Source organism: Streptomyces sp. NBC_01622, from assembly GCF_045209635.1.
GTDB lineage: Bacteria > Actinomycetota > Actinomycetes > Streptomycetales > Streptomycetaceae > Streptomyces.
The window spans coordinates 5,052,174-5,077,568 of sequence record NZ_CP109293.1 but is presented as its reverse complement, the minus strand read 5'-3'; the positions used below and the strand labels follow the sequence as shown (position 1 = coordinate 5,077,568).

Genomic DNA, 25,395 nt, shown 5'->3' with positions numbered 1-25,395 from the left:
AAGCTAGATCTGGATACGCGATCCGCGCAATGTGAATCGGCGAATATATTCATGGGTGTCACTCGATCGAGTGATGCAGCCCTGAGGTTGACGCTCGGTGTGGCATCGTGGCCGCAGAAGAGGGGAGGGCCCATGCCCGCAGGTGGACGGCCGACGGTGCGCAGTAGGCGCTTGGGTACGGCGCTCAGGCAGTACAGGCTGGCTGCCAAGTTCGACCAACCGCAGGCTGCCGATGTGATCGCGTCAAGTCAGGCCAGGATCAGCCGCGTTGAGAGTGGTCACGCCACCCCACGCGTGATCGAGGTGCGCTTGCTGCTGGATGCGTACGGGGTCACGGACCCGGAAGTGCGCGTCAAGCTGGAGGAGTTGGCCAAGAACTCGAAGAACCGGGGCTGGTGGCTGGAGCACGCCGCACATCTCCGGCCGGACTATGTCGACCACATCGCGTTGGAGGATGACGCGACCTACATCCGCGAGTGGCAGCCGGTCACGGTGCCAGGGCTCCTGCAAACTCCGGCCTATGCGGAGTCGGTTATCGCGGGCGGTCCCCACTACCTTGAGCCGGAAAGGGTCGCCCAGCTGGTGAAGGTGCGGATGGGGCGGCAGGCGAAGATCGACGAGGGCGGGGCGTCGTACACGGTCATTCTCTGGGAGGGCGTCGTCGTGCACCCGCTCGTGAGCGTAGGGATTCACCAGGAGCAGTTGTCCGCGATTCTTGAGATCGGAAAGCGGAAGAACGTCACTGTGCAGGTGCTGCCGTTCAGTGCGGGAGTCCTTGCCGGCTACTCCTCCGCCTTCTACTCCTTCAGCTTCGACGAGGAACCGACGGTCGAAGCCGTCGCCATGGACAACCTGCGAGGCACCTCGGTCCTTGAAGGAGCCGAGGATCTTGCCGCTTACGCCAATGCATACGACCTACTACGATCGTCAGCGTTGGCGCCGGACGCGAGCGCGAAGCTCATCCGGGGCGTACTGCGGAGCTTGAAGGAAGACACATCGTGACCAAGGTTGTAAGCCCCTTCTGGAAGTCGTCGTACTCCGGGCAGGAGAACGCCTGCGTCGAGGTCGCGGACACCACGGACCACGGCCGAGCTGTCCGCGACAGCAAGCACTCGGAACACGGCCCACTCCTCACCGTCTCCGCCGAGAGCTGGCGAGACTTCCTCCAGCAGTTCTGACGCCTACCCGCGCGGCAACGACGTGTTCATGATGGGGAGTTGCTGCGTCGCCCCCGCCACATACAAATCCCGCGGAGCCGAGCGCAGCGTAAACGTGTCGTCGTAGCCCGTGACGCGGACCGACAGGACGAAGGAGCCGTCGTACGTGGCGATCGTCCTCACGTCGTACTCCTGCTCCCAGTAGGTCTGCAGGAAGACCTCGGTGCCTGCGGGCTGGACCCCCTTGGGGAGGGTGACCCGGCCGGTGATGGTGAGGATGTCGCCGGACTTCACCTTCTTCTTGCTGACCCGGTAACTGACCGAGCTGGCAAGGGCGTTGGCGTTCACGGTGGTGTCCGCGTAGTAGCCGTCCTGCGGGGTGTTGAGGTTGCCGTCCACGTCGTAGAGGGCCGTGATCTCCACACCCTGCTGGACGTTGAGCAGGCTGCTGCCGCCCGTGTGGTCGATGTCGACGCCGGGAATGGTGAACTTCCCGTTCGCGTCGGTGACCGGTGTGCCCAGGTCGCGCGGCTCGTAGTAGGTGGGGTCGATCGGGTCGCCCCACGGGTTCCAGGTGGTGAACTCGACGACTTCCTGGACCGTGACGGGGATGTTCGGCGCGGGCGTGCCGTCGGCCTTGGTGACCGTGCCGGTGACGTCGACGCGGCGGTTGCCGTAGCTGGTGGCGGCCGGGTTGGTGGTCACCTTCAGGACGTAGGCGTCGCCGGGGGACGCGTCCGAGGGCTTCGCGGAGGCGGCGGGCGCGGACAGGGCGCCGGCGGCGAGCAGCAGCGCGGCGGTGGCGGCGAGCCGCGTCGGCAGAGACTTCCTGGGCATGGGGCAGCTCCAACTTCGGTCGGGAGTGGAGGAGTTGCGCCGCGAAGGTGCGACGCAGCAGGTTCGACCGGTGGCGCGGGGCGGGAGTTGTTCCCTGTGCTGCCACTGTTACGCGGCTGTGGCGGGGGGTTGATTTGCCCCGGTTATGGGTTCACCTCGATGTCGGCCGTAGGCCGCTCGCAGTCTTCTACGACGACAAAAGGCGCCCCGCAACCAACTCTGCGGGGCGCCCTTCGCGTCGTAGCCGAAAGTCAGAAAGTCAGAGCTTCTCGATCACATAGTCGATGCACTTCGTCAGCGCCTCGACGTCCGCCGGGTCGATCGCCGGGAACATTGCCACGCGGAGCTGGTTGCGGCCGAGCTTGCGGTAGGGCTCGGTGTCGACGATGCCGTTGGCGCGCAGGACCTTGGCGATGGCCGCCGCGTCGATCTCGTCGGCGAAGTCGATGGTGCCGATGACCTGCGAGCGCTTGGTGGCGTCCGCGACGAAGGGGGTCGCGTACTTGGAGCCCTCGGCCCAGCTGTAGAGGCGGCTGGACGAGTCCTTCGTGCGGGCCGTCGACCAGGCCAGGCCGCCCTGGCCGTTGATCCACCCCAGCTGCTCGTTGAGGAGGAACAGGGTGGACAGGGCCGGGGTGTTGTACGTCTGGTTCTTGCGGGAGTTGTCGATCGCCGTCGGGAGCGAGAAGAACTCCGGGACGTGGCGGCCGGACGCGTGGATACGCTCCGCGCGCTCGATCGCGGCGGGCGAGAACACGCCGATCCACAGGCCGCCGTCGGAGGCGAAGGACTTCTGCGGGGCGAAGTAGTAGACGTCCGTCTCCGACACATCCACCGGGAGGCCGCCGGCGCCCGACGTCGCGTCCACCAGGACCAGTGCGCCTTCGTCGGCGCCCGCGACGCGCTTGATGGGCGCGGCCACACCCGTCGACGTCTCGTTGTGCGTGAACGCGTACACGTCCACGCCTGCCTCGGCGGCCGGCTCCGGGTGCGTACCGGGGTCGCTCGCGATCACCGTCGGCTCGGCCAGCCACGGGGCCAGTTTGGCCGCCTTGGCGAACTTGGAGCTGAACTCGCCGAAGGTCAGGTGCTGCGACTTGTTCTCGATGAGGCCGTGGGTCGCGATGTCCCAGAAGGCCGTCGAGCCGCCGTTGCCGAGGACGACCTCGTAGCCCTCGGGGAGGGAGAAGAGCGCGGAGACGCCCTCGCGTACCTTGCCGACCAGGTTCTTGACCGGGGCCTGGCGGTGGGAGGTGCCCAGCAGAGACGTACCGGTGGCGGCCAGCGCGTCCAGCGCCTCCGTCCGCACCTTGGAGGGGCCAGCGCCGAACCGTCCGTCGGCGGGCTTGATGTCAGCGGGAATCTCGATATCAGCCACGAGCCGGAGCGTATCCCCTCGGTGAAACCGGACGGAAACGCGTCCGTTCGATGAGACGACCGCTCCGGCCCGTGCACGGACGGTGAGCTACGGCGTCAGCCGCACCGGCAGCTCGAAGATGTCGTTCTGCGTCACCACCGGCTTGTTGCGGAGCTCGGACGCCGGGACCGCCAGGTCCAGCTGCGGGAAGCGCTCGTAGAGGGCCGGGAGGGCTACGTCCGCCTCCAGCCGGGACAGGGCCGCGCCGGGGCAGACGTGCGGGCCGTGGCCGAAGGAGATGTGCCGGTTCTCGCTGGTGCGGGTGATGTCGAACTCGCCGGCCGTCGGGCCGTGGGCCTGCTCGTCGCGGCCGATCGCGGCGTACGACACGATCAGCGCGTCCCCGGCCGGGAGGACCGTGTCGCCGACCTGGACGTCCTCCGTGGCGAAGCGGATCAGGACGTGCGAGGTGGGTGTGGAGTGGCGCAGGGTCTCCTCGACCACCGAGGACCAGTCGGCCTCGCCGGCCAGCACCAGGGCCCGCTGTACGGGGTGCGTCGAGAGGTTGACGACCGCGTTGACGATCAGCGAGATCGTCGTCTCGTGGCCCGCCGCGACCATCAGCTGCAGCGTGGAGACGATCTCCTCGTCGGTGAGGTGGTCGCCGTCCTCGGAGGCCGCGATGAGGGCCGACGTCAGGTCGTCGCCCGGCTCCGCGCGCTTCGCCGCGACCGTCTGCGCCATGATGCCCGCGAGTTCCGTCAGCGTCGCGATCACTTCGGCAGGCGGGGTCTGCGTCGAGAAGAACTTCTCGAACAGCTCCTTCAGGCGCGGGAGTTGGGACTCCGCTATGCCCATGAGGTCGGCGATGACGTACATGGGCAGCGGGTACGCGAACTCCGCCTTCAGGTCCACGACTTCACCCTCGGCCGCCTCAACTCCGTTGAGCAGCCCCTCCGTCAGCTTCGCGATCCGCTCCCGCATCTGCTCCACCCGGCGCGGGGTGAGCGCCTGCGCGACCAGCGTCCGCATCCTGCGGTGGTCGGCGCCGTCCACGGTCAGCATGGAACGGCCCGGGTTCGCCAGCCCGATCAGCGGCCAGTCCGCGGGGATCTCCCCGCGCTGCCAGGCCCCCCACACGTTGATGTCCTTCACCAGCCGCGGATCCGTGAGCAGCTGTTTCGCCTCGGCGTGATGGGTCACGGCCCATACGGGCACCCCACCGGGGAGTTCTACGGCGGCCAGCGGACCGGCCGCACGAAGCCTGGCGCTCTCGCCGTCCAGGTCGCCGACGAAGGGGTCGAGAACGATGCGCGTGCTCATACGGGCGTGCCTCCAAGGGCAGGGCTCAAAGATCGGGACTCGGAAGTCGGAACTCGGAACTCAGAGCGCGGGTACGGGCGTGAACCGCACCGGCAGCGCGGTCAGTCCCCGCAGCCACGGCGAGGGCCGGCGCGTCAGGGACTCGGCGGGCACCGCCAGATCGATGTCGGGAAGGCGGTCCAGTACGACCTCGATGCCCGTCCGCGCGATGACCTCGGCGACCTCCTGCGCGGGGAAGGGACACCGGTGCTCCCCGTGCCCGAAGGAGAAGTGCGCGTTGTTGCCGCCGGTGAGCGCGGAGCCGTCGGTGCGGACCTGCGGGTCGGAGTTGGCGCCCTGGAGGCCGAGCAGCAGCAGGTCGCCGGTGCGGATGCGACGGCCGCCGAGCTGGGTGTCACGGGAGGCCCAGCGCCCGGCCACGTTCTGGGTCGGGGTGTCCTCCCAAAGGACCTCGTTCATCGCCTCGGCGACACTGTTGCGGCCACCGAAGAGGGAGGCCGCGAACCGGTCGTCGGTCAGCATCAGCCGCAGCGAGTTGCCGATCCAGTCGGCGGTCGGCTGGTGGCCCGCCGCCATCATCACCATCAGGTCCTGCGCGATCTCCACGTCGTCGAAGCCGGACTCGTGCGCCAGCATCCGCGATACGACGTCGTCGGCCGGCTCGTCCTTCCGGTCGGCCAGCAACCGCCCCATGGACGTGGCGAGATGGGTCTGCCCGGCGATCGCCCGCTCACGTCCGTCGATCATGTCGTTGAGCGCGGTGACCAGACCCGGACCCTGCTCGTCCCGGAAGCCGTAGAGCCGGGCCAGAACCCGCACCGGCAGCAGCATCGCGTAGTCGCCGACGATGTCCGTCTCGCCCTTGGCACAGATCCCGTCGATCAGCTCGTCCGCGAACTTCTCGGCGTACGACCGCAGTTCGGACGGGTCCACGGCCTCCAGCGCGTCACTGATCATGCGGACGCGCTCGCGGTGCCGTTCGCCGACCGTGTAGAGGATCGACGGCTGCTTGCGGCCGATCATCGGCAGCAGCGGCCAGTCGTCGGGGATGTGGTCCCACTGGCTCCACAGGTCCGAGTCGCGGCTGAACAGGACCGGATCGCCGGTGACCTGGTGCAGTTCGCGGTAGCCGAGCACCAGCCAGGCCGGGATGTCGCCGTCCAGCACCACGGGCGTCACGGAGCCGTGCTCGCGCCGCATCTCCCGGTACAGCTGCGCCGGTTCGGTCTGGAACCTGGGTCCACTCAGCGGTACGGGCGCGGTCACAGGGCCAACTCCTGGTGGGGGACGGGGGCTTGGAGGCGGGCGGGGCCCTGGGTGCCGTAGGAACTCATGACGTGCTCGACCAGGGTGATCAGGACCTGCTTCGCGGACGCGCGGGAGCGGGCGTCGCAGTCCAGGAGGGGGACGTGCGGGTCGAGGTCGAGGGCCTCGCGGATCTGCTGCGGGGCGTAGGCAGGGCCGCCGAAGTCGTTGCAGGCCACGATGAAGGGGGTGCCGTGGTGTTCGAGGCGGTCGATGGCGTACCAGGAGTCGCCGATGCGGCGGGTGTCGACGAGGACGACCGCGCCGAGCGTCCCGGAGAACAGCCGGTCCCAGAGGAACCAGAACCGCTCCTGGCCGGGGGCGCCGAACAGGTACAGCACATTGCGGGCGTCGAGCGTGATGCGGCCGAAGTCGAAGGCGACGGTCGTCGCGGACTTGCCGCGCACCTCGCTGATGTCGTCGACGGCCTCACCGGCCTTCGTCATCGTCTCCTCGGTGTTGAGGGGACGGATCTCGCTGACCGAACGGACCAGAGTGGACTTGCCGACGCCGAAGCCGCCGACGACCACGATTTTGAGGCCGTTGTCGGTGGACGCACCCAAGGGGGTGCGCGCGTCAGAGGTTGCGGAGTCCAACGAGCACCTGTTCCAGGACGTCGGGATCGGACACGGCCCCCCGCGGATGCCGGGCACTGACCCGGCCGGCCGCGAGAAGGTCGGAGAGGAGGATCTTGGTGATGCTCACCGGGAGCTTCAGCTCGGCCGCCAACTCCACCACCGCGGTGGGGTGTTCGGTGAGCCGCAGGATCGCCGCGTGTTCCGACTGCATGCCGGTCACCGGATCGCACTCGGCGACCACGAGGGTCACCAGGTCGAACGGGTTGTCCGGTGCGGAACGGGTGCGGCCTCCGGTGAGCGTGTAGAGGCGGTCGGGTGAGTCGTCCCTGCCGGGGCGGCTCATCACGAACGGGGTTCCGCGCGCAGGTGCTCGCCGAGCTGCTCGACCAGCTCGCTCATGTTGTGCCCGATCAGCCCCGCGTCCGCGTCCTCCGTGGTGACGAGCGCCAGATGCGCGCCCTCGCCCGCCTCGACGATGAACAGCACCCCGCCGTAGAACTCCGTCATCGCGGAGCGCACACCCCCGCTGCCGTCCCCGAACTCCACCGACGCGCCGTGCGACAGCGACTGGATTCCGGCGGCGATCGCGGCGAGCTGGTCGGCCTGGTCGACGGAGAGCTCGGGCGTCCGGCACAGCTTCAGGCCGTCCCGGGACAGCACCAGCGCGTGTCGCGCGCCCGGGGTGCGCTCCAGTAGGCCCTCGATGAGCCAGGTGAGCTTCTCGTCGGCGGTGGTCGTGCCGGTCATGAGGTGGGGTTGCCTTCCGGGCGCGGGTGGGTGAGGGACGTGGCGTGTTCGGAGCGCTCCGGCTCCGACTCCGGTACGGGCGCGGGCTGTTCGGCCGTCATCGCGCCGAACTCCCTTACGGGTGTCGATCGTTCGGCCGTCGCGCCGGACTCCGGTACGGGCGGCAGCTGTTCGGTCATCGCACCGCGTACGGCCTGGCGGAAGCTGTTGAAGCGGGCGGCCCGGGCCAGGGTGTCGTCGGCCGTGGGCGCGGGGCGCGACACGGCCGCCGCGGCCTCCGCACGCGCGCGTGCACGCTCGGCCGCAGCCAGCGCCTGGCCCCGGCGCCGCTTGGGCAGGCTTTCGGGGAGGCTGCCCGGGACGTCCGGCCGCGACTCGGCCAGGACCTCGGACAAGGCGTCGGACAACTCGTCGCGGTCCGGTGACTCGTGCGTGGGGACCGGGTCCGGGTCCAGGTCGGAGCCGGCGCGCGCGGAGGAGTACGACACCCGCAGCTGTCCCAGGACGACCGGTTCCGGCGCGGTCTCCGGCTCCGGGCGCGACACAGTGACCGGCTCGGGAAGCGCGACGACCTCCTGCGGAGCCGCCGGGGTGTCCTGCGGCACCAGGATGTCCTGCGGTACGAGCATCAGGACGCCCGTGCCGCCGCGCGCGGAGGGCCGGTACGACACCTTCAGCCCGTACTTGCGGGCCAGCCGGCCGACGACCGCGAGGCCGAGGCGGGTGCCGGTCAGGCCGCCCAGTTCGGCGGAGTCACCGGCCACGGCCCGTTCGGCGCGCCGGAGTTGGATGTCGCCCATGACCAGACCGCTGTCCTCGACGGACACGATGACCCCGGCCGGCACCTCCTCGACGTACACATGCACCTCGGCGGTCGGCGGCGAGAAGTTCGCGGCGTTGTCGAGGAGTTCGGCGAGCGCGTGCATCACGCCCTCGGCCGCGTGCCCGGCGACGGCGGCGTCGCTCGCGGAGTGCACCCGCACCCGCTGGTAGCCGCTGATCCGGCCCATCGCGCCGCGCAGGATCGACTCCATGGCGATCGGCCGGGCCCAACGGCGGCCGGAGCGGGCGCCGGTGAGGACGGCGACGGAGTCGGCGAGCCGGCCCGCCTGCGCGGTGCGGTGGTCCAGGTGCAGCAGGTCGGCGAGGACGTCCTCGTCGGAGTGCCGCTCCTCCATCGCGCGCAGGTCGGCGAGCATGCCGGTGGCCAGCGCCTGCATACGGCCCGCCGCGTTGGCGGTCGCGGAGAGCGCGGCGGCACGCTCGTGGGAGTCCCGGCGGGCCCGCTCGGCCAACTGCTTGTTCTCGGCGGTCAGCCGGGCCCGCTCCAGCGTGGATTCCTCCGTGAGGCGGCCGCGCTCCTCCGCGAAGGACGTGGTGAGCCGCATCCGCTCCTGGGAGAACTCGGAGGTCAACCGGGCGCGTTCCTGGGTGAGTTCCGCGGTCAGCCGGGCCCGCTCGTGGGTCAGCTCCTCGGTCAGCTGAACGCGCTCGCGGTCCAACTCCGTGCTCAGCCTGGCCCGTTCCTGCAGCAGCCGGCCCGCGTCCAGGGTGACGGCCTCCAGCCGGCGGCGGGTGACACGGGCGGTCTGGTAGGCGTGCGCCGCCGCCGCGACGGCCGCGCACAGCAGCAGCGCGCCGGCGCCCGCCGCGCAGGCGACCGCGAGGCGCTGCGAGCCGGGTGCCACGGAGACCGCCCCGGCGACCGCGAGTCCGGCCAGGACGGCGGTGAGCAGCGGGGCGGGGGCGAGGGTGCGGAAGGTGGGTCGTTCGCCGGGAAGCATGGGGGCGGTCATGAAGGGGGTCCTCGGTCGGTCCTCGGGCGTCTTTGGTCGGGGTCCTCTGTCGTCCTCGGTCGTGTCCTCGGGGGGTGCTCGTCGGGTTCCTGGGGGCGAGAAGCGACACGGGTGCTCAACTGTCGGTCACTATATGAGAGTTAGTGATCGAACTGGGGAGGTTCTGGATGCGTTTACAGAATCCCTTCATGCTGGGGGCATGGCGGATCTTCAGGCGGAACTGACGAGGACCGTCCGGGGCGAGGTCGGCTTCGACATCACGTCCCGGGCACTGACGACGATGGACGCGTCCAACTACCGACGCGTCCCCCTGGGCGTCGTCGCGCCCCGTGACGCCGACGACGTGGCGGCGACCCTCGCCGCCTGCCGAGCGCACGGAGTGCCGGTCGTGGCACGCGGCGGCGGCACCTCCATCGCCGGCCAGGCGACCGGCACCGGCGTGGTCCTCGACTTCACCCGCCACATGAACGGCCTGCTGTCCCTGGACCCCGCCTCCCGCACCGCCGTCGTCCAGCCCGGCCTGGTCCTCGACCGCCTCCAACAGGCCGCCGCCCCCCACGGGTTGCGCTTCGGCCCCGACCCCTCGACCCACAGCCGCTGCACCCTCGGCGGCATGATCGGCAACAACGCCTGCGGCTCCCACTCGGTCGCCTGGGGCACGACGGCGGACAACGTGAGCGAGCTGTCGGTGCTCACCGCACGCGGCGACTCCTTGCGCCCCGGCCGCGACTGGGCGGGCGCCCCGGAGGGCCTGCGCCCCCTCGTGGAGGGCGAGTTGGCCCGCCTGCGCACCGGCTTCCCCGACCTCCCCCGCCGTATCTCGGGCTACGCCCTGGACGCCCTCCTCCCCGAGAAGGGCGCCGACGTCGCCCGCTCGTTCTGCGGCAGCGAGGGCACGCTGGGCATCCTCACGGAAGCGGTCGTACGACTCGTCGAGGCACCCCGCGCGCGTGCCCTCGCCGTGCTGGCGTACGCCGACGAGAGCGCGGCGGCGGAGGCGGCGGCGGGCCTGCTGCCCTTCGCGCCGCTCACCGTCGAGGGGATGGCCGCCGACCTGGTGCGGTCCACGGCGGACCTCCCCCGGGGCGGCGCCTGGCTGTTCGTGGAGACCGGCGGCGACACGGCGGCGGAGGCACACGCGCGTGCCGAGACGATCGTCCGCGCGGCCGATGTCGTCGACTCCCTCGTGGTGACGGACCCGGCGGGCCAGCGCGCGCTGTGGCGCATCCGCGAGGACGCCAGCGGTACGGCGACGCGCATGCCGGACGGCTCCGAGGCGTGGCCCGGCTGGGAGGACTGCGCGGTACCACCGGCACAACTGGGCGCGTATCTGAGGGACTTCAGGGGGTTGTTGGGGACGTACGGCCTGCGCGGCACGCCCTACGGCCACTTCGGGGACGGCTGCATCCACGTCCGCATCGACTTCGACCTGCTGACCGAGCCGGGCGTCGGCCGCTTCCGCCGCTTCTCCGAGGACCTGGCCGACCTGGTGGTGGCCCACGGCGGCTCCCTCTCCGGCGAACACGGCGACGGCCAGGCCCGCGCCGAACTCCTGCCGAAGATGTACGGCGCCGGGACGGTCGCCCTCTTCGAGCGCGCGAAGGCGGTCTGGGACCCGGACGACCTCCTCAACCCCGGGATGCTGGTCCGCCCGGCCCCCCTTGACACGAACCTCCGCTTCTCCGTCCTGCCCAGCGAACCGGTGGACGTGGTCTTCGGCTACCCGTCCGACGGCGGCGACTTCGCGGCGGCGGTACGGCGCTGCGTCGGGGTCGCCAAGTGCCGTACGACAGAGGTGTCCGGCCCCTCCGTGATGTGCCCGTCGTTCCGGGCCACCGGCGAGGAGGCGCACTCCACGCGCGGGCGGGCCCGGCTGCTGCACGAGATGCTCGCGGGCGAACTGGTCACCGACGGCTGGCAGTCGACGGAGGTCCGGGACGCGCTGGACCTGTGCCTGTCCTGCAAGGGCTGCCGCACGGACTGCCCCGTCGGGGTCGACATGGCCACGTACAAGGCGGAGTTCCTGCACCACCACTACGAGGGCCGACGCCGGCCCGCGTCCCACTACACGATGGGCCGGCTGCCGCGCTGGCTGCGGCTGGTGGCGCGGACGCGCACGGCGTGGCTGGTCAACTCCCTTGCTTCGGTACGGCCGTTGGCATGGCTGGCCAAGAGGCTGGGCGGGATCGCGCCCGAGCGGAGGATTCCGCGGGTGGCGGGGGAGACGTTCACCAGGTGGTGGTCGCGAGGGTTCAGGAAACAACTGCGACAGTCGGTCGCCGCGTGGAAGGCCGGCGAGCGGACCGCGGGACCCCGACCTGTCGTCCAGCTCTGGCCGGACACCTTCACGGAACACTTCGCGCCGTCCGTGGGGAAGGCGGCTGTGCGGGTGCTGGAGGCTGCGGGGGTGGGGGTGATGCTGACGCCGCACGTGCGCATGACGGTGAGGAGGACAGCCGAGGGCGCCATCTCGGGGGTCGGCGGGAATCTATGGCTGTCCCGTCGCGGCCGGGTCTGCTGCGGCCTGACCTACACCTCGACGGGGCAGCTCGACCGCGCCCGCGCGGTGCTGCGCAACACTCTCGATCTGCTGGACGTCCACCTCGTCCCGGAGTTGGACGACGACCGCGCGCCCGTCGTCGTCCTGGAGCCGAGCTGCGCGGCAGCCCTCCGCACCGACCTCCCCGAACTCCTCCCTGACGACCCCCGGGCGGCCCGTCTCGCCGCGTCTGTCCTCACTTTCGCCGAGGCATTGGAACGCCTCGCCCCCGACTGGACCCCGCCCCGCGTCGACCGCCCCGCCGTCGGCCAGACCCACTGCCACCAGCACGCGGTACTCGGCGACACCGCGGACCGCAGGCTGCGCTCCGCCGCCGGCCTCACGGGTGAACTGTCCGGCGGCTGCTGCGGGTTGGCGGGCAACTTCGGCTTCGAGAAGGGGCACTACGAGGTGTCGGCGACCTGCGCGGAGGAACAACTCCTCCCCTCCGTACGGGAGGCACCGGAGGACGCGGTGGTCCTGGCGGACGGCTTCTCGTGCCGTACGCAATTGGAGCAGCTGGCAGGGGTACGGGGCAGGCACTTGGCCGAGGTCCTGGCGGAGGCGTTGGAGGCAGAAGCAAATTGATGGACGAACTCGACCGGGTCGCGGTCCTCTCCGACATCCACGGCGTGCTCCCCGCCCTGGAAGCGGTCCTCGCCGAACCGGAGGTGGCCGCCGCCGACCGCATCGTCCTCACCGGCGACATCACGGCGGGCCCCCAACCGGCGGAAGTCGTCGACCTGTTGCACGAGCAGGGCGAGCGCGTGCTGTGGATCTCGGGCAACGCGGACCGCGAACTGGTCGAGTACCGCAGAGGCGAACGCACCGAAATCCCCGACCCGATCGCCCCCTACGCGGCAACGGCCCTCCGCCCCGACCAGATCGACTTCTTCGCCACCCTCCCCAAAACCCTGACCCTCTCGGTCCGCGGCCTGGGCAAGGTCTTCTTCTGCCACGCAACTCCCCGGGACGACGAGGAAGTTGTCCTGGTCGACTCCCGCCTGTCCCGCTGGGCGGAGGTCCTGGCCGACCTCGGCGAAGACATCCGCACAGTGGTCTGCGGCCACACCCACATGCCGTACGTCCGCCTCGCCCACGGCCGCCTGATCGTCAACCCCGGCAGCGTCGGCATGCCCTACGGCCGCACCGGCGCCCACTGGTGCCTACTGGGCCCCGGCACAGACCTGCGCGTCACGCCGTACGACATCCCGACAGCGATCACCCGCCTCATTCGGGAGTCCGCCTACCCGGAGATCGCCGACTGGGCGGACTACTTCCTCAACGCACGGGCCTCGGACACGGAGGCACTGGAGACGTTCGGACCCCGGGACGGGCGATGACGGTGGACGATCCCTAGCCGGTCGGCGGGCGCGACCGCCGCCTTCTCCGCTCCGCCAGGTAGCTGATCGCGACTATGACCAGTAGCACCAGCGCCATGGCAACCCCGCTGAAGAGCCAACTGACCGGAGCACCCTTGGCTCTTTCCACACCCCAGAAGACCACCGTCAGCACGCCCCAGCGGACAGAGAGGCGTGCAAGGGTCCGTCCGGGGCCGCCGGTGCGTGGACGGTGCACGAACGGCCGGGCGGCGGGGTCGTAGCCGACGCGCTCGTAGTGCAGTTGACTCAGGCGCTCCAGCCGCAGGAGCAGTGCGAAGAACAGCGTCATCCCAGCGCCCAGCAAGACCGCCTGCAAGAAACGCGTCCCATCGGTGAACGCCCCGAAGGTCGAGCCGCCCAGCGCCGCGAGCGGCACGGCCAGCACAGCCGCGGAGCGCAGTGGGCGGCTGGTGACGCGAACCGCGATGGGCGCCGGAGGCCGGAACCTCCCGCCCATACCGAGAGACCGTTCGGCTTTCAGTACCGCCGTCAGCAGCGACATCTCCGCCTTCCGCAGCACCTGCAGCATCCGCTTCATAGATCCCCCGCACGTCGACGATGCCAAAACCACACAGTGGACCATCGACAGGACGGCAAGGCTACGACGTACTCCCCGCCGCCGTATACGACTTCAGGGGCATCACCGACACCCTGGAGGAGCCCGACCACCTGCTGGGGCCCCTCAACCGGCTGCTGCACAAGGCGCTGGACCTCTACATGGCGCGCCGCTGAGAGGCTCGTCTGAGGGCGGAAGCACAGGTTCGTTAAGGCTGTTCTCAGGTTTATTAGAGAACTCTCAGGTTGGCGGACGTCGCTCAGGATTCGCATAGGTATTCACAGCACCTGCTTGCCGTTCGCTTGCCGACTTTGCTGCTTCTTGGCGTCGGGGGCGTGTAAGTTTCTCGGTGTCGGGAATTCCCCGGGCGATAAAACGCTCGACTTTGACGCACAAATTCCTCTGCACAACCTAGGAGTTCGGAATGGGCCTCAACAAGCTCGCCCCGCTGCCCAAGCCCAAGAAGCAGCAGCTGCCGCCGCCCCCGCCCCCGAAGCCCCGCAAGAAGCACGAGCCGAAGCCGCTGCCGAAGCCGCTGCCCGGCCAGGACAGCTGATCCGGCAGTAGAAGGAGGGCCGACCCACGCAGTCGGCCCTCTTTTCTTTCCTGAATTCGAAAATCCAAAGAATTCTGATGACGGAAAGTGGAGGGCGTTGTGGACATGGATATGGAAGAGGAAGACCTCGAATATGAGGGCGACGAAACTCCCGCCATTCCCGCCCGCACGGCTTTCCGTCGTTTCTGGCCGCTCACGGTCGGTCTCAGACGCTGGCTGATCCTTGTCTGGGTGTGCACGGTCGTCGCCGCACTCGCCGAGACCGAGTCGATCCTCCTCTTCAGCGACCTCACCGACCGCGCCCTGGCGAAGGGATCGCTCGCCGCGTTCTGGAGCCCGGCCGTCAAATGGCTGGGCGTCGCGCTCGTCGGCGCGGTCGTCGCCTACGCCGGCAACTCCCTCGCCGCCTGGGCCACCGAACGCTTCGTGATGAGACTGCGCGAGCATGTCTTCGACCACGTACAGCAGTTGCCCCCGCACTTCTTCCAACGGCACCGCCAGGGCGACCTGTTGTCCCGCCTCACCAGTGACGTCGAGGCGATCGAGACGCTCGTGGTGTCCGGCGTCATAGGCACCGCCTCGGCCGTCTTCTCCGCCCTCTTCTACGCCGCCGCCGCGTTCTGGCTGCGCTGGGACCTCGCCGCGGCCACCTTCGTCCTCGCCCCCCTCTTCTGGCTGGCGGCCCGCCGCTTCTCCGGCTCCATCAAGGACGTCTCGCGCGAGGGCCGGGTCGCCGACGGCGCGATCACCTCCGTCGTCGAGGAGTCCCTCGGCAACATCGTGCTCACCCAGGCCTACGGCCGCCGCGACGCCGAACGCCGACGCCTGAACGAGGAGGCGAGCGCCTGGTTCCGCGCCTCCGTCCGCTCGACCCGCCTCAACGAGGCCTACGAGCAACTCGTCAGCGTCATCGAGACCGTGTGCGTGCTCGCCGTCATCGGCATCGGCGCCTGGGAGATCTCCACCGGCCGCATGACCCTCGGCCAACTCCTCGCCTTCTCCGCCTTCTTGGGCTATCTCTACCCGCCCGTCCGCGGCCTGGCCCAACTCGGCCTCACCATCACCGCCGCCACCGCCGGCGCCGAGCGCCTGATCGAGATCCTCGACGTACGACCGTCCGTCGCCGACCCCAGCCACGGCACGGAGTTCGGCCGCCCCGACGGCACGGTCGAACTCCGCGACATCTCCTTCAGTTACCCGGGCGCGGACCGCCCCGCCCTGGAAGGCCTCTCCTTCACCGTCAACCCCGGCGAACTGGTGATCGTCACCGGCCCCAGCGGTGCCGGCAAGTCCACGGTCTCCAAGATGCTGCTCCGCTTCTACGACCCCGACGCCGGCGAAGTCCTCCTCGACGGCGTCCCCCTGCGGGACCTCCCGCTCGCCCGCCTGCGCGAGTACGTCACCCTGCTCCCGCAGGAGACGCTCGTCCTGCACGACACCGTCCGCGCGAACATCGCCTGCGGCCGGCCCGGCGCGAGCGAACAGGCGATCATGGACGCGGCGATCGCGGCCGACGCCCACGAGTTCATCCTCCGCCTCCCCGACGGCTACGACACGAGGGTCGACCCCAACTCGGCCCGCCTGTCCGGCGGTCAGCTCCAGCGGCTGGCGATCGCGCGGGCGATCCTGCGCGACGCCCCGGTCCTCGTCCTCGACGAACCGACGACCGGACTGGACTCGATGGCGGCCCGACGGGTCGTGAAGCCGCTGCGGCGACTGATGGCAGGCCGTACGACGATCATGATCACCCATGATCTCAACCTCGCCCCCGACGCCGACCGGATCCTGGTGGTGGACCGGGGCCGGATCGTGGAGACCGGACGCCACGACGAACTGATGGCGCGGGGCGGCGCGTACTCCCGGCTGCACCGCTCGCAGAACAACGTGGTGATGGACACCGGGGAGCTGCGGTTGCCGCTGTTCGCCGAGGCAGGGGCAGGGGCGGGGGCGGGTGTGGCAGCGGGGGTTCAGTACGCCGCGCCTCCGGTCTTCGTCGAGAGCTGGGCGCCGCAGGCACAGCAGGTGCACCAGGTGCACCAGGTGCAGCAAGTGCAGCAAGTGCAGCAGATGTATCAACCTGCGTACGTCGAGGCCGAGTACGCCTCCGACCCGCTCTTCGGGCCTCTGCCCACCACCCTCCCCGACGGTCGGCCGCTGTTCCGCGACGAGGTTCCCTGGAGCGGCATCTGAGCCACTGATCATCCGGCGGGACAGCTTCGGGACAGCTCGGGGACAGTTGCATAAAGGGTTCTCACACCTGTCTCGGTCCATTACCATGGACTGAGCAGTGCACCGTGATGGACGAATCCCAAGCTGATCCCCTGGAAGCGCCGTGAGCATCCCCAGTACATCGACGACCGCCCCCGTGGCGACGACCCCGGTTGCCACCCCTCGTCGGTTCGGTCCTGTGGGGCTCGTGCTGGCCGGTGGGATCTCGGTGCAGTTCGGTGGGGCGCTGGCGGTGACGATGATTCCGCGGGCGGGATCGCTGGGCGTTGTCACGCTCCGCCTGCTGGTGGCGGCGGTGGTTCTGCTCGTGGTCTGCCGCCCGAGTCTGCGCGGTCACTCGCGTACGGACTGGGGCACGGTCGTCGTCTTCGGCGTCACGATGGCCGCGATGAACGGGCTCTTCTACCAGTCACTGGCCCGCATCCCGCTGGGACCGGCGGTGACCCTGGAGGTACTGGGCCCACTCGCCCTGTCGGTGCTGACTTCTCGGCGTGCGCTGAACGCGGTGTGGGCGGGACTCGCCCTGGCTGGTGTGTTCCTGCTCGGCGGGGGAGGCTTCAGCAGCCTGGACCCGGTAGGTGTGGCCTTCGCGCTGGGTGCCGGCGCCATGTGGGCGACGTACATCGTCTTCAGTGCGCGTACGGGTCGCCGCTTTCCGCAGGCCGACGGGTTGGCGCTGGCGATGGTCGTGGCGGCGGTGGCGTTTCTGCCGCTCGGTATTGCGGAGTCGGGTACGAGGCTGCTGAACCCTGTGACCATCGCCCTCGGGTCGGCGGTGGCGGTTCTTTCGTCCGTTCTTCCCTACACGCTCGAACTTCTGGCGTTGCGACGGCTGCCTGCTTCCACCTTCGCCATCCTGATGAGCCTGGAGCCTGCCATCGCTGCGACGGCGGGCTTCCTGATCCTTCACCAGGCGCTGTCTGTCACCGAAGCCTTGGCCATTGGGCTGGTTATCGGGGCGAGTATGGGGGCTGTGCGGACTCAGGTGGGGCGGGGGAAGGTGAAGCGGGAGGCGGCTGATGAGGCTGCTGGGGTTGCTCCTCAGGCGTAGGTGGGCGTTGGGCCACTCGCTTCTTTGTCAGTGTCGGGCTTCCACGGACCGAGTAAAGGGCGCTCCCTGCGGTCGCGTCGCCTTCGGCGATTCCGCTGCGCTCCACCCTTGACTCGCTCCGCTCCAACCCGTTTCAGAAGCGAGCGAGCGGCCGGGAAGAATGGGGGGCCGAGGTCCGCCCACCCCTCACGCCGGCTGCGCCCGCAACCGGCGGAACGGGAAGCGCATCCGCGCCTCGCCAGCACGCCACGCCGGCTCAGCGGCCAACCCCGAGTAGGGGGACCCCTTCATGTCGGGGGCGGGCAGGCTGCGCACGCCGGGCCCCCAGGACGTCGCGGATCAGACGGCTTCAAGCAGGCAGGAGTGGCGGGCGAGGCACGACCGCCCGTGGGGGGTGGGGTAGGGGTCCCAAAAAAGTGTGTCACTTTCCGCCGGAAGTGTCACACTTTTTCAGACCCACCCCCACCCCCCCACACACCTCCTCCTTCTCCCCACCGGCGGTTGGCCGCTAAGCACACCCGGCGTGCCGGCGAGACGCCGACGCGCCCCGTAGTACCGGCCCGCAACGCAGCACAGGCAAGGGGCTGGTATGCCTCGGCCCCCATTCCTCCCGGCCGCTCGCTCGCTTCTCAAACGGGCTGGAGCGGAGCGAGTCAAGGGTGACCCGAAGGGTCATCGGCGAAGCCGACGCGACCACAGGGAGCGCCCTTTACTCGCTCCGCGGAAGCCCGACACTGACAAAGAAGCGAGTGGCCAACCAGCACTTCACGACACACGCAAACACCACCCCACCCAAATAATGCAAGCACGCTTGATTGTTTCTGACACCCCTGCCATGCTCCCCTCATGTCCGACCCAACGCACGTGTTCGACGACCTGCGTGAGGAGAGCGAGGAACTCGACCGGCTAGTTGCCGAGTTGAGCCCGGAGGGCTGGGCGGTCGCGACTCCCGCCGCCCGCTGGACCGTCGCCCACCAGATCGCCCACCTGGCCTGGACCGACCACTCGGCGTTGCTCGCCGTGACGGACGAGGACGCGTTCGGTGCGCTGGTCGAGAAGGCGCTCGCCGCCCCCGAGTCGTTCGTGGACGAGGGCGCGGAGGAGGGCGCCGCGAAGCCTCCCGCTCAGCTTCTTGCCGACTGGCGGGCCGGGCGGACGGCCCTGTTGGCTGCCCTGTACGCCGCCCCCACAAAGACCCGCTTCCCCTGGTACGGCCCACCCATGTCGGCCGCCTCCATGGCCACCGGTCGCCTCATGGAGACCTGGGCCCATGGGCAGGACGTGGCGGACGCGGTGGGTGTGGTCAGGACACCTACGGACCGGCTCCGGAATGTGGTGCGCATCGGTGTACGGGCGCGCGACTTCGCCTTCGGTGTGCATGGGCTCACCCCGCCGAGTGAGGAGTTCCGGGTCGAACTCGTCGCTCCCTCCGGTGAGTTGTGGACCTACGGTCCCGACGACGCCCCGCAGCGCGTCACCGGCCCCGCCCTCGACTTCTGTCTTCTCGTCACCCAGCGAGCCCACCGCGCCGACCTCGCGGTGGAGGCCGTAGGTCCCGATGCGGGTCGATGGCTCGACATCGCCCAGGCCTTCGCGGGACCACCCGGTGCCGGGCGACAGCCGAAGTTGAAGTCGAAGGGGGCCGACCAGTGAGCCCCCGCCCCGCCCCCCTCCGAATAGGCAATGCCTCCGGTTTCTACGGCGACCGCTTCGACGCCCTGCGCGAGATGCTCACCGATGGACAGCTCGACGTTCTCACCGGTGACTATCTCGCCGAGCTCACCATGCTCATCCTGGGGCGGGACCGGCTCAAGGACCCGAGCGCCGGGTACGCCCGTACCTTCTTGAAGCAGTTGGAGGAGAGCCTCGGCCTCGCCCATGAGCGCGGGGTGCGGATCGTCACCAACGCCGGTGGGCTCAATCCGGCCGGACTCGCCGATGCCGTAAGGAAGTTGGCCGACCGGCTGGGGATATCCGTGCGGGTCGCGCATGTCGAGGGGGACGATCTCGTCGCTCGGTATCCGGGGTCTCTCGCCGCTCACGCCTATCTCGGCGGGTTCGGCATTGCCGCCTGTCTCGGCGCGGGGGCCGATGTCGTGGTGACCGGGCGGGTCACCGACGCGGCCCTGGTGGCCGGTCCCGCCGTCGCCCACTTCGGGTGGGGGGCCGGCGACTACGACCGGCTCGCGGGTGCTGTGGTCGCCGGACATGTGCTGGAGTGCGGGACCCAGGCCACCGGCGGCAACTACGCCTTCTTCACCGAACACACGGCGGAAAGGCTTCGCCGCCCCGGCTTCCCGCTCGCCGAGATCCACGAGGACGGTTCCTCGGTCATCACCAAGCACCCCGGCACGGGCGGAGTCGTCGACGTCGGTACCGTCACCGCTCAGCTTCTCTACGAGACGCAGGGGGCGCGGTATGCCGGTCCCGATGTCACCGCCCGCCTCGACACCGTTCGGCTGGGCGAGGACGGCCCAGACCGGGTGCGGATCGAGGGGGTGCGGGGGGAGGCCCCGCCGCCGGCGCTCAAGGTCGGTCTCAATCGGCTGGGGGGCTTCCGCAACGAGGTCGCCTTCGTGCTCACCGGGCTCGACATCGAGCGCAAGGCAGCTCTCGTCCGGGAGCAGATGGACCTCGCGTTCAATGCGGCCAAGTCCCGGCCCGGTGAACTTCGTTGGGATCTCGCCCGTACAGATCACGCCGACGCGCCGACCGAGGAGACCGCCAGTGCGCTGCTTCGGCTTGTCGTCCGGGATGCCGATCAGGAGGTTGTCGGGCGGGCGCTGAGTGCGGCTGCCGTCGAGCTCGCGTTGGCCAGTTACCCGGGCTTCCATGTGCTGACCCCACCTGGAAAGGGAGCGCCCTATGGCGTCTTCGATGATGTGTATGTCCCCCATGGCGCCGTCGACCATGTGGCCGTCCTCCACGACGGGCGCCGGGTTCCTGTGGCCCCGGCCCACGTCACCCTCGTACTGGAAGACGTTCCACAGCCTGCCCTCCCCGAGCCTCCGCCGGACGGGCCCACGGCGCGGGCGGCCCTTGGTCTGGTCGCCGGGGCCCGTAGCGGTGACAAGGGAGGGAACGCCAACGTGGGGGTGTGGGCGCGTACGGATGAGGCGTGGCGCTGGCTCGCCCATGCGCTGACCGTCGAGCGGTTCCGTCAACTCCTGCCGGAGACGGAGGAGTTCACTGTCGTCCGGCATGTGCTGCCCAACCTTCGTGCTCTCAACTTCGTCGTCGAGGGCATTCTCGGCGAGGGTGTCGCCGCCCAGCACCGTTTCGATCCGCAGGCCAAGGCCCTGGGCGAGTGGCTGCGTTCCCGTCGACTGGACATTCCGGAGGCCCTGCTGTGACCGTCCTTCCGTCCGCCCTGGACATCAACGGTCCCGACTACCGGGCCAACCGCGAGGCCATGCTCGCCAAGCTCACCGAGCTGGATGCGGAGCACGCGAAGGCGCTCGCGGGCGGCGGGCCGAAGTACGTCGAACGGCACCGTAGACGCGGCAAGTTGCTCGCCCGCGAGCGCATCGAGCTGCTGCTCGACCCCGACACCCCCTTCCTCGAACTGTCGCCGCTCGCCGCCTGGGGCAGCGACTACGCGGTCGGCGCCGCGCTCGTCACCGGCATCGGGGCCGTCGAGGGCGTGGAGTGTCTGATCACCGCCAACGACCCCACCGTGCGCGGGGGCGCGAGCAATCCCTGGTCGCTGAAGAAGGCCCTGCGCGCGAACGACATCGCGTTCGCCAACCGGCTCCCCTGCATCAGCCTCGTCGAGTCCGGCGGCGCCGATCTCCCGTCCCAGAAGGAGATCTTCATCCCCGGCGGCGCCATCTTCCGCGACCTGACCCGGCTTTCGGCCGCCGGTATCCCCACCATCGCGGTCGTCTTCGGGAACTCGACCGCCGGCGGCGCCTACATCCCGGGCATGTCCGACCACGTGATCATGGTCAAGGAGCGCGCCAAGGTGTTCCTCGGCGGGCCGCCGCTCGTGAAGATGGCGACCGGCGAGGAGAGCGACGACGAGTCGCTCGGCGGCGCCGAGATGCACGCGCGCGTGTCGGGACTTGCCGACCACTTCGCCGTGGACGAACAGGACGCGCTCCGGCAGGCGCGCCGCGTCGTCGCCCGCCTCAACCACCGCAAGGCGTACGGCGATCCGGGCCCGGCCGCACCCCCCAAGTACGACGAGGACGAGCTGCTGGGTATCGTCCCGGGGGATCTCAAAACCCCCTTCGATCCGCGCGAGGTCGTCGCCCGCCTCGTCGACGCCTCCGACTTCGACGAGTTCAAGCCCCTCTACGGCACCAGCCTGGTGACGGGTTGGGCCACCCTGCACGGCTACCCGGTCGGCATTCTGGCGAACGCCCAAGGGGTCCTCTTCAGCCAGGAGTCCCAAAAGGCCGCCCAGTTCATCCAGTTGGCCAATCAGCGCGACATCCCGCTGCTCTTCCTGCACAACACCACCGGCTACATGGTCGGCAAGGAGTACGAGCAGGGCGGCATCATCAAACACGGCGCGATGATGATCAACGCCGTCAGCAACAGCCGCGTACCGCACCTGTCCGTGCTCATGGGCGCCTCGTACGGCGCCGGCCACTACGGCATGTGCGGCCGCGCCTACGACCCCCGCTTCCTCTTCGCCTGGCCCAGCGCCAAGTCCGCCGTCATGGGCCCCCAGCAGCTCGCCGGCGTTCTGTCGATCGTCGCCCGCCAGTCGGCCGTGGCCAAGGGGCAGCCCTACGACGAGGAGGCGGACGCGGCGCTGCGCGCCATGGTGGAGCAGCAGATCGAGTCCGAGTCCCTGCCGATGTTCCTGTCGGGGCGGCTGTACGACGACGGTGTCATCGACCCGCGCGACACCCGTACCGTCCTCGGCCTGTGCCTGTCCGCCCTCCACACGGCGCCCTTCGAGGGCGCGCGCGGTGGCTTCGGCGTCTTCCGGATGTGAGGGATCACGTGATTTCGACAGTACTGGTCGCCAACCGGGGCGAGATCGCCTGCCGGGTCTTCCGCACCTGCCGCGAGCTGGGCATCCGGACCGTCGCCGTGCACTCGGACGCCGACGAGCACGCACTCCACGCACGCGTGGCCGACGCGACGGTACGGCTGCCCGGAGCGACGCCCCAAGAGACGTATCTGCGCGGCGAGTTGATCGTGAAGGCGGCCGTCGCGGCGGGCGCGGACGCGGTGCACCCCGGCTACGGCTTCCTGTCCGAGAACGCCGACTTCGCCCGCGCCGTCCTGGACGCCGGCCTGGTGTGGATCGGACCGCCCCCCGAGGCGATCGAGGCGATGGCCTCCAAGACCCGCGCCAAGGAACTCATGGGCATCGCCTCCCTGGACCACGTCACCGAGGCCGACCTCCCCGCCCTGGTGAAGGCGGCGGCGGGCGGCGGCGGACGCGGCATGCGCGTAGTACGCCAACTCGCCGATCTGGAAGCCGAGTTGACGGCCGCCCGAGCCGAGGCCACCAGCGCCTTCGGCGACGGCGAGGTCTTCGTCGAGCCCTACGTGGAGGGCGGCCGGCACGTCGAGGTACAGATCCTCGCCGACACCCACGGGACGGTCTGGGCCCTCGGCACCCGGGACTGCTCCCTCCAACGCCGCCACCAGAAGGTGATCGAGGAGTCCCCGGCGCCGGGCCTCAGCGAGGAACTCACGCAGGAACTCGGCGAGTTGGCCGTACGCGCCGCCCGCGCGGTCGCCTACGAGGGCGCAGGGACGGTCGAGTTCCTCATCTCCCCCGACGGCAGGCCCCACTTCCTCGAAATGAACACCCGCCTCCAGGTCGAACACCCCGTCACGGAGGCCGTGTTCGGCATCGACCTGGTGGCCCTGCAACTACGGATCGCGGAGGGCGAGCCCCTGGAGACCGCCCCTCCCCACCCCCACGGCCACGCCGTGGAGGCCCGCCTCTACGCCGAGGACCCGTCCCACGACTGGACCCCCCAGACCGGCACCCTGCACCGCATAGCCGTCCCGGACGGCGTCCGCCTCGACACCGGCTACACCGACGGCGACGGCATCGGCGTCCACTACGACCCGATGCTCGCCAAGGTCGTGGCCCACGCCCCCACCCGCGCCGAAGCCGTCCGCAAACTCGCCGGAGCCCTCGACCGGGCGACGCTCCACGGCCCCCTCACCAACCGCGACCTCCTCGTACGCTCCCTGCGCCACAAGGAGTTCACGACCGGCACGATGGACACCGGCTTCTACGACCGCCACCTCCCCGACCTCACCGAGCCGACCCCGGAGCCATACGCCCCCCTTGCGGCCGCCCTCGCCGACACCCACGGCCGCTCCCGCTTCGCCACCGGTTGGCGCAACCTCCCGTCCCAGCCGCAGACCAAGCGCTACGCCATGGCAGGCGAGGAGCATGAGGTCCACTACCACCACACGAGGGACGGCCTGACCGCGGAAGGGGTACGCGTCATCCATGCGGACGCGGGCCTGGTCGTACTCGAAGTGGACGGCGTACGAAGGAAGTTCGAGGTCGCGAGGTACGACTCCGACCAGGTGTACGTGAACGCGACGACCCTGACGGCCCTACCTCGCTTCCCCGACCCCACCGCCCAACTGGCCCCCGGCTCCCTCCTGGCACCCATGCCGGGCACGGTGGTGAGAGTCGCGGACGGCGTGACCGTAGGAGCCGAAGTGACAGCCGGCGAGCCCCTGTTGTGGCTGGAGGCGATGAAGATGGAACACAAGATCACAGCCCCGGCGACAGGCAAGCTGACGGCCCTGCACGCCGTACTGGGCCAACAGGTACAGGTCGCCTCTCTACTGGCGGTAGTAGAGCCAACTTAGGGGCGCGGGGAACTGCGCGACCAGCCACGACGAAGGAGTCACATGCCTACCACCGAAACCGAAGAACACAAGGCACTCCGCCAGGCCGTATCCGCCCTCGGCAAACGCCACGGCCGCGACTACGACCGAGAGCAACTCTGGTCCGAGGCAGCCAAGCTCGGCTACCTGGGCGTCAACCTGCCGGAGGCATACGGTGGCGGAGGCGGCGGCATCTCCGAACTCTCCATAGTCCTGGAGGAGTTGGGAGCAGCAGGCTGCCCCCTGCTGATGATGGTCGTGTCACCGGCGATCTGCGGCACGGTGATCGCCCGCTTCGGCACGGAAGAACAGAAGCAGACCTGGCTCCCCGCCCTCGCCGACGGCACCCGCACCATGGCCTTCGGTATCACAGAGCCGGACGCCGGCTCCAACAGCCACCGCATCACCACCACCGCCCGCAAGGACGGCACGGACTGGCTGCTCACCGGCCGCAAGGTCTTCATCTCCGGCGTGGACCTGGCGGACGCGACCCTGATCGTCGGCCGTACGGAGGACGCCCGCACGGGCCGCCTCAAGCCCTGCCTGTTCATCGTCCCGCGCGACGCGGACGGCTTCACGCGCCGCCAGATAGACATGGAACTCCAGGCGGCGGAGAAGCAGTTCGAGCTGACGTTGGACGACGTACGACTGCCCGCCGAGGCACTCGTCGGGGACGAGGACGCGGGCCTGCTGCAGCTCTTCGCCGGCCTCAACCCGGAACGCATCATGACGGCCGCCTTCGCGATCGGCATGGGCCGCTACGCGCTCGCCCGCGCCGTCGAGTACGCGCGCGACCGCACCGTGTGGGACGCCCCCATCGGCGCCCACCAGGCCATCGCGCACCCGCTCGCACAGGCGCACATCGACCTCGAACTGGCCCGGCTGATGATGCAGAAGGCGGCGTATCTGTACGACGCGGGGGACGACGTAGGCGCGGGCGAGGCGGCGAACATGGCCAAGTACGCGGCGGGGGAGGCGTGCGTGCGGGCAGTGGACCAGTCGGTGCACACGCTCGGCGGGAACGGCCTCACGCGCGAGTTCGGGCTCGCGTCGTTGATAACTGCCGCGCGCGTGGCTCGTATTGCTCCGGTGAGCCGGGAGATGATTCTCAACTACGTCTCCCACCAGACCCTGGGCCTGCCCAAGTCGTACTAGCC

The 25,395-nt window shown here is 69.8% G+C and carries 21 protein-coding genes and 1 pseudogene; 13 read left to right on the top strand and 9 right to left on the bottom strand.

The window, feature by feature from the left end; all coding sequences use genetic code 11:
- Nucleotides 1-132 precede the first annotated feature (132 nt).
- Complete coding sequence (locus tag OH768_RS22805; RefSeq protein ID WP_406456382.1) at nt 133-1,002, top strand: helix-turn-helix domain-containing protein; 870 nt, start codon at nt 133-135, stop codon at nt 1,000-1,002.
- Nucleotides 999-1,178 (top strand): DUF397 domain-containing protein, encoded by a 180-nt coding sequence (locus OH768_RS22800; protein ID WP_406456380.1) that lies wholly within the window; start codon nt 999-1,001, stop codon nt 1,176-1,178. The genes OH768_RS22805 and OH768_RS22800 overlap by 4 nt, the downstream gene beginning before the upstream one ends.
- Nucleotides 1,179-1,181: 3 nt before the next feature.
- On the opposite strand, the gene OH768_RS22795 is transcribed toward OH768_RS22800, so the two are convergent.
- The 8 genes from OH768_RS22795 to OH768_RS22760 all read right to left on the bottom strand — a co-directional run bounded on the left by OH768_RS22795 (nt 1,182) and on the right by OH768_RS22760 (nt 9,100).
- Nucleotides 1,182-1,994, bottom strand: coding sequence for an acyl carrier protein (locus tag OH768_RS22795; RefSeq protein WP_406456378.1), 813 nt, complete (start codon nt 1,992-1,994; stop codon nt 1,182-1,184).
- A 259-nt stretch (nt 1,995-2,253) separates the two neighbouring features.
- Nucleotides 2,254-3,372: a phosphoserine transaminase gene (serC, locus tag OH768_RS22790; protein ID WP_406456376.1), complete on the bottom strand. Its 1,119-nt coding sequence runs from the start codon at nt 3,370-3,372 to the stop codon at nt 2,254-2,256.
- 87 nt (nt 3,373-3,459) lie between these two features.
- Nucleotides 3,460-4,674: a cytochrome P450 gene (locus OH768_RS22785; protein WP_406456374.1), complete on the bottom strand. Its 1,215-nt coding sequence runs from the start codon at nt 4,672-4,674 to the stop codon at nt 3,460-3,462.
- A 60-nt stretch (nt 4,675-4,734) separates the two neighbouring features.
- Entirely contained in the window at nt 4,735-5,940 is a 1,206-nt protein-coding gene (locus tag OH768_RS22780; protein ID WP_406456372.1) for a cytochrome P450, read from the bottom strand.
- Nucleotides 5,937-6,575: a GTP-binding protein gene (locus tag OH768_RS22775; RefSeq protein WP_406456370.1), complete on the bottom strand. Its 639-nt coding sequence runs from the start codon at nt 6,573-6,575 to the stop codon at nt 5,937-5,939. Before OH768_RS22775 ends, OH768_RS22780 begins: the two co-directional genes overlap by 4 nt.
- Nucleotides 6,556-6,900, bottom strand: coding sequence for a DUF742 domain-containing protein (locus OH768_RS22770; RefSeq protein ID WP_359606916.1), 345 nt, complete (start codon nt 6,898-6,900; stop codon nt 6,556-6,558). The genes OH768_RS22775 and OH768_RS22770 overlap by 20 nt, the downstream gene beginning before the upstream one ends.
- Nucleotides 6,900-7,304 carry a roadblock/LC7 domain-containing protein gene (locus OH768_RS22765; protein ID WP_317880350.1) on the bottom strand — a complete coding sequence of 135 codons (405 nt, stop codon included), beginning with the start codon at nt 7,302-7,304 and terminating at the stop codon, nt 6,900-6,902. The genes OH768_RS22770 and OH768_RS22765 overlap by 1 nt, the downstream gene beginning before the upstream one ends.
- Nucleotides 7,301-9,100, bottom strand: coding sequence for an ATP-binding protein (locus tag OH768_RS22760; RefSeq protein ID WP_406456367.1), 1,800 nt, complete (start codon nt 9,098-9,100; stop codon nt 7,301-7,303). Before OH768_RS22760 ends, OH768_RS22765 begins: the two co-directional genes overlap by 4 nt.
- A 199-nt stretch (nt 9,101-9,299) precedes the next feature.
- Here OH768_RS22760 and OH768_RS22755 point away from each other — a divergent pair, with 199 nt between their 5' ends.
- Nucleotides 9,300-12,227 carry an FAD-binding and (Fe-S)-binding domain-containing protein gene (locus tag OH768_RS22755; RefSeq protein WP_406456365.1) on the top strand — a complete coding sequence of 976 codons (2,928 nt, stop codon included), beginning with the start codon at nt 9,300-9,302 and terminating at the stop codon, nt 12,225-12,227.
- Nucleotides 12,227-12,982: a metallophosphoesterase family protein gene (locus OH768_RS22750; protein ID WP_406456363.1), complete on the top strand. Its 756-nt coding sequence runs from the start codon at nt 12,227-12,229 to the stop codon at nt 12,980-12,982. Before OH768_RS22755 ends, OH768_RS22750 begins: the two co-directional genes overlap by 1 nt.
- A gap of 13 nt (nt 12,983-12,995) precedes the next feature.
- On the opposite strand, the gene OH768_RS22745 is transcribed toward OH768_RS22750, so the two are convergent.
- Nucleotides 12,996-13,550, bottom strand: a complete 555-nt coding sequence (locus OH768_RS22745) for a hypothetical protein (RefSeq protein ID WP_406456361.1) — start codon at nt 13,548-13,550, stop codon at nt 12,996-12,998.
- An 80-nt stretch (nt 13,551-13,630) separates the two neighbouring features.
- Between OH768_RS22745 and OH768_RS22740 the strand changes: the two are divergent.
- The 9 genes and pseudogenes from OH768_RS22740 to OH768_RS22700 all read left to right on the top strand — a co-directional run.
- A pseudogene (locus OH768_RS22740) lies at nt 13,631-13,753 on the top strand (peptidoglycan bridge formation protein FemAB); the annotation flags it as partial.
- 248 nt (nt 13,754-14,001) lie between these two features.
- Nucleotides 14,002-14,133, top strand: a complete 132-nt coding sequence (locus OH768_RS22735; protein ID WP_019072556.1) for a hypothetical protein — start codon at nt 14,002-14,004, stop codon at nt 14,131-14,133.
- A gap of 105 nt (nt 14,134-14,238) precedes the next feature.
- Nucleotides 14,239-16,323 (top strand): ABC transporter ATP-binding protein, encoded by a 2,085-nt coding sequence (locus OH768_RS22730; RefSeq protein WP_406456359.1) that lies wholly within the window; start codon nt 14,239-14,241, stop codon nt 16,321-16,323.
- Nucleotides 16,324-16,498: 175 nt separating this feature from the next.
- A complete protein-coding gene (locus OH768_RS22725) occupies nt 16,499-17,413 on the top strand; it encodes an EamA family transporter (protein WP_406456357.1) in 915 nt (304 codons plus the stop codon).
- Between the two features lie 846 nt (nt 17,414-18,259).
- Nucleotides 18,260-19,066 carry a TIGR03084 family metal-binding protein gene (locus tag OH768_RS22720; protein WP_406456355.1) on the top strand — a complete coding sequence of 269 codons (807 nt, stop codon included), beginning with the start codon at nt 18,260-18,262 and terminating at the stop codon, nt 19,064-19,066.
- On the top strand, nt 19,063-20,766 hold the full coding sequence (locus OH768_RS22715; protein ID WP_406456353.1) for an acyclic terpene utilization AtuA family protein: 1,704 nt from the start codon (nt 19,063-19,065) through the stop codon (nt 20,764-20,766). The genes OH768_RS22720 and OH768_RS22715 overlap by 4 nt, the downstream gene beginning before the upstream one ends.
- Nucleotides 20,763-22,361, top strand: coding sequence for an acyl-CoA carboxylase subunit beta (locus OH768_RS22710; protein WP_406456351.1), 1,599 nt, complete (start codon nt 20,763-20,765; stop codon nt 22,359-22,361). Before OH768_RS22715 ends, OH768_RS22710 begins: the two co-directional genes overlap by 4 nt.
- Nucleotides 22,362-22,369: 8 nt before the next feature.
- Complete coding sequence (locus tag OH768_RS22705; RefSeq protein ID WP_406456349.1) at nt 22,370-24,220, top strand: biotin carboxylase N-terminal domain-containing protein; 1,851 nt, start codon at nt 22,370-22,372, stop codon at nt 24,218-24,220.
- Between the two features lie 42 nt (nt 24,221-24,262).
- Entirely contained in the window at nt 24,263-25,393 is a 1,131-nt protein-coding gene (locus OH768_RS22700) for an acyl-CoA dehydrogenase family protein (RefSeq protein ID WP_406456347.1), read from the top strand.
- Nucleotides 25,394-25,395: the final 2 nt, after the last annotated feature.

Bases quoted from the DNA above. Each gene is read 5' to 3' on its own strand.
- OH768_RS22770 (WP_359606916.1), bottom strand. From the start codon at position 6,900: ATGAGCCGCCCCGGCAGGGACGACTCACCCGACCGCCTCTACACGCTC.
- OH768_RS22755 (WP_406456365.1), top strand. From the start codon at position 9,300: ATGGCGGATCTTCAGGCGGAACTGACGAGGACCGTCCGGGGCGAGGTC.
- OH768_RS22750 (WP_406456363.1), top strand. From the start codon at position 12,227: ATGGACGAACTCGACCGGGTCGCGGTCCTCTCCGACATCCACGGCGTG.
- OH768_RS22730 (WP_406456359.1), top strand. From the start codon at position 14,239: ATGGATATGGAAGAGGAAGACCTCGAATATGAGGGCGACGAAACTCCC.
- OH768_RS22765 (WP_317880350.1), bottom strand. From the start codon at position 7,304: ATGACCGGCACGACCACCGCCGACGAGAAGCTCACCTGGCTCATCGAG.
- OH768_RS22735 (WP_019072556.1), top strand. From the start codon at position 14,002: ATGGGCCTCAACAAGCTCGCCCCGCTGCCCAAGCCCAAGAAGCAGCAG.
- OH768_RS22720 (WP_406456355.1), top strand. From the start codon at position 18,260: ATGTCCGACCCAACGCACGTGTTCGACGACCTGCGTGAGGAGAGCGAG.
- OH768_RS22805 (WP_406456382.1), top strand. From the start codon at position 133: ATGCCCGCAGGTGGACGGCCGACGGTGCGCAGTAGGCGCTTGGGTACG.
- OH768_RS22745 (WP_406456361.1), bottom strand. From the start codon at position 13,550: ATGCTGCAGGTGCTGCGGAAGGCGGAGATGTCGCTGCTGACGGCGGTA.
- OH768_RS22785 (WP_406456374.1), bottom strand. From the start codon at position 4,674: ATGAGCACGCGCATCGTTCTCGACCCCTTCGTCGGCGACCTGGACGGC.
- OH768_RS22700 (WP_406456347.1), top strand. From the start codon at position 24,263: ATGCCTACCACCGAAACCGAAGAACACAAGGCACTCCGCCAGGCCGTA.
- OH768_RS22795 (WP_406456378.1), bottom strand. From the start codon at position 1,994: ATGCCCAGGAAGTCTCTGCCGACGCGGCTCGCCGCCACCGCCGCGCTG.
- OH768_RS22760 (WP_406456367.1), bottom strand. From the start codon at position 9,100: ATGACCGCCCCCATGCTTCCCGGCGAACGACCCACCTTCCGCACCCTC.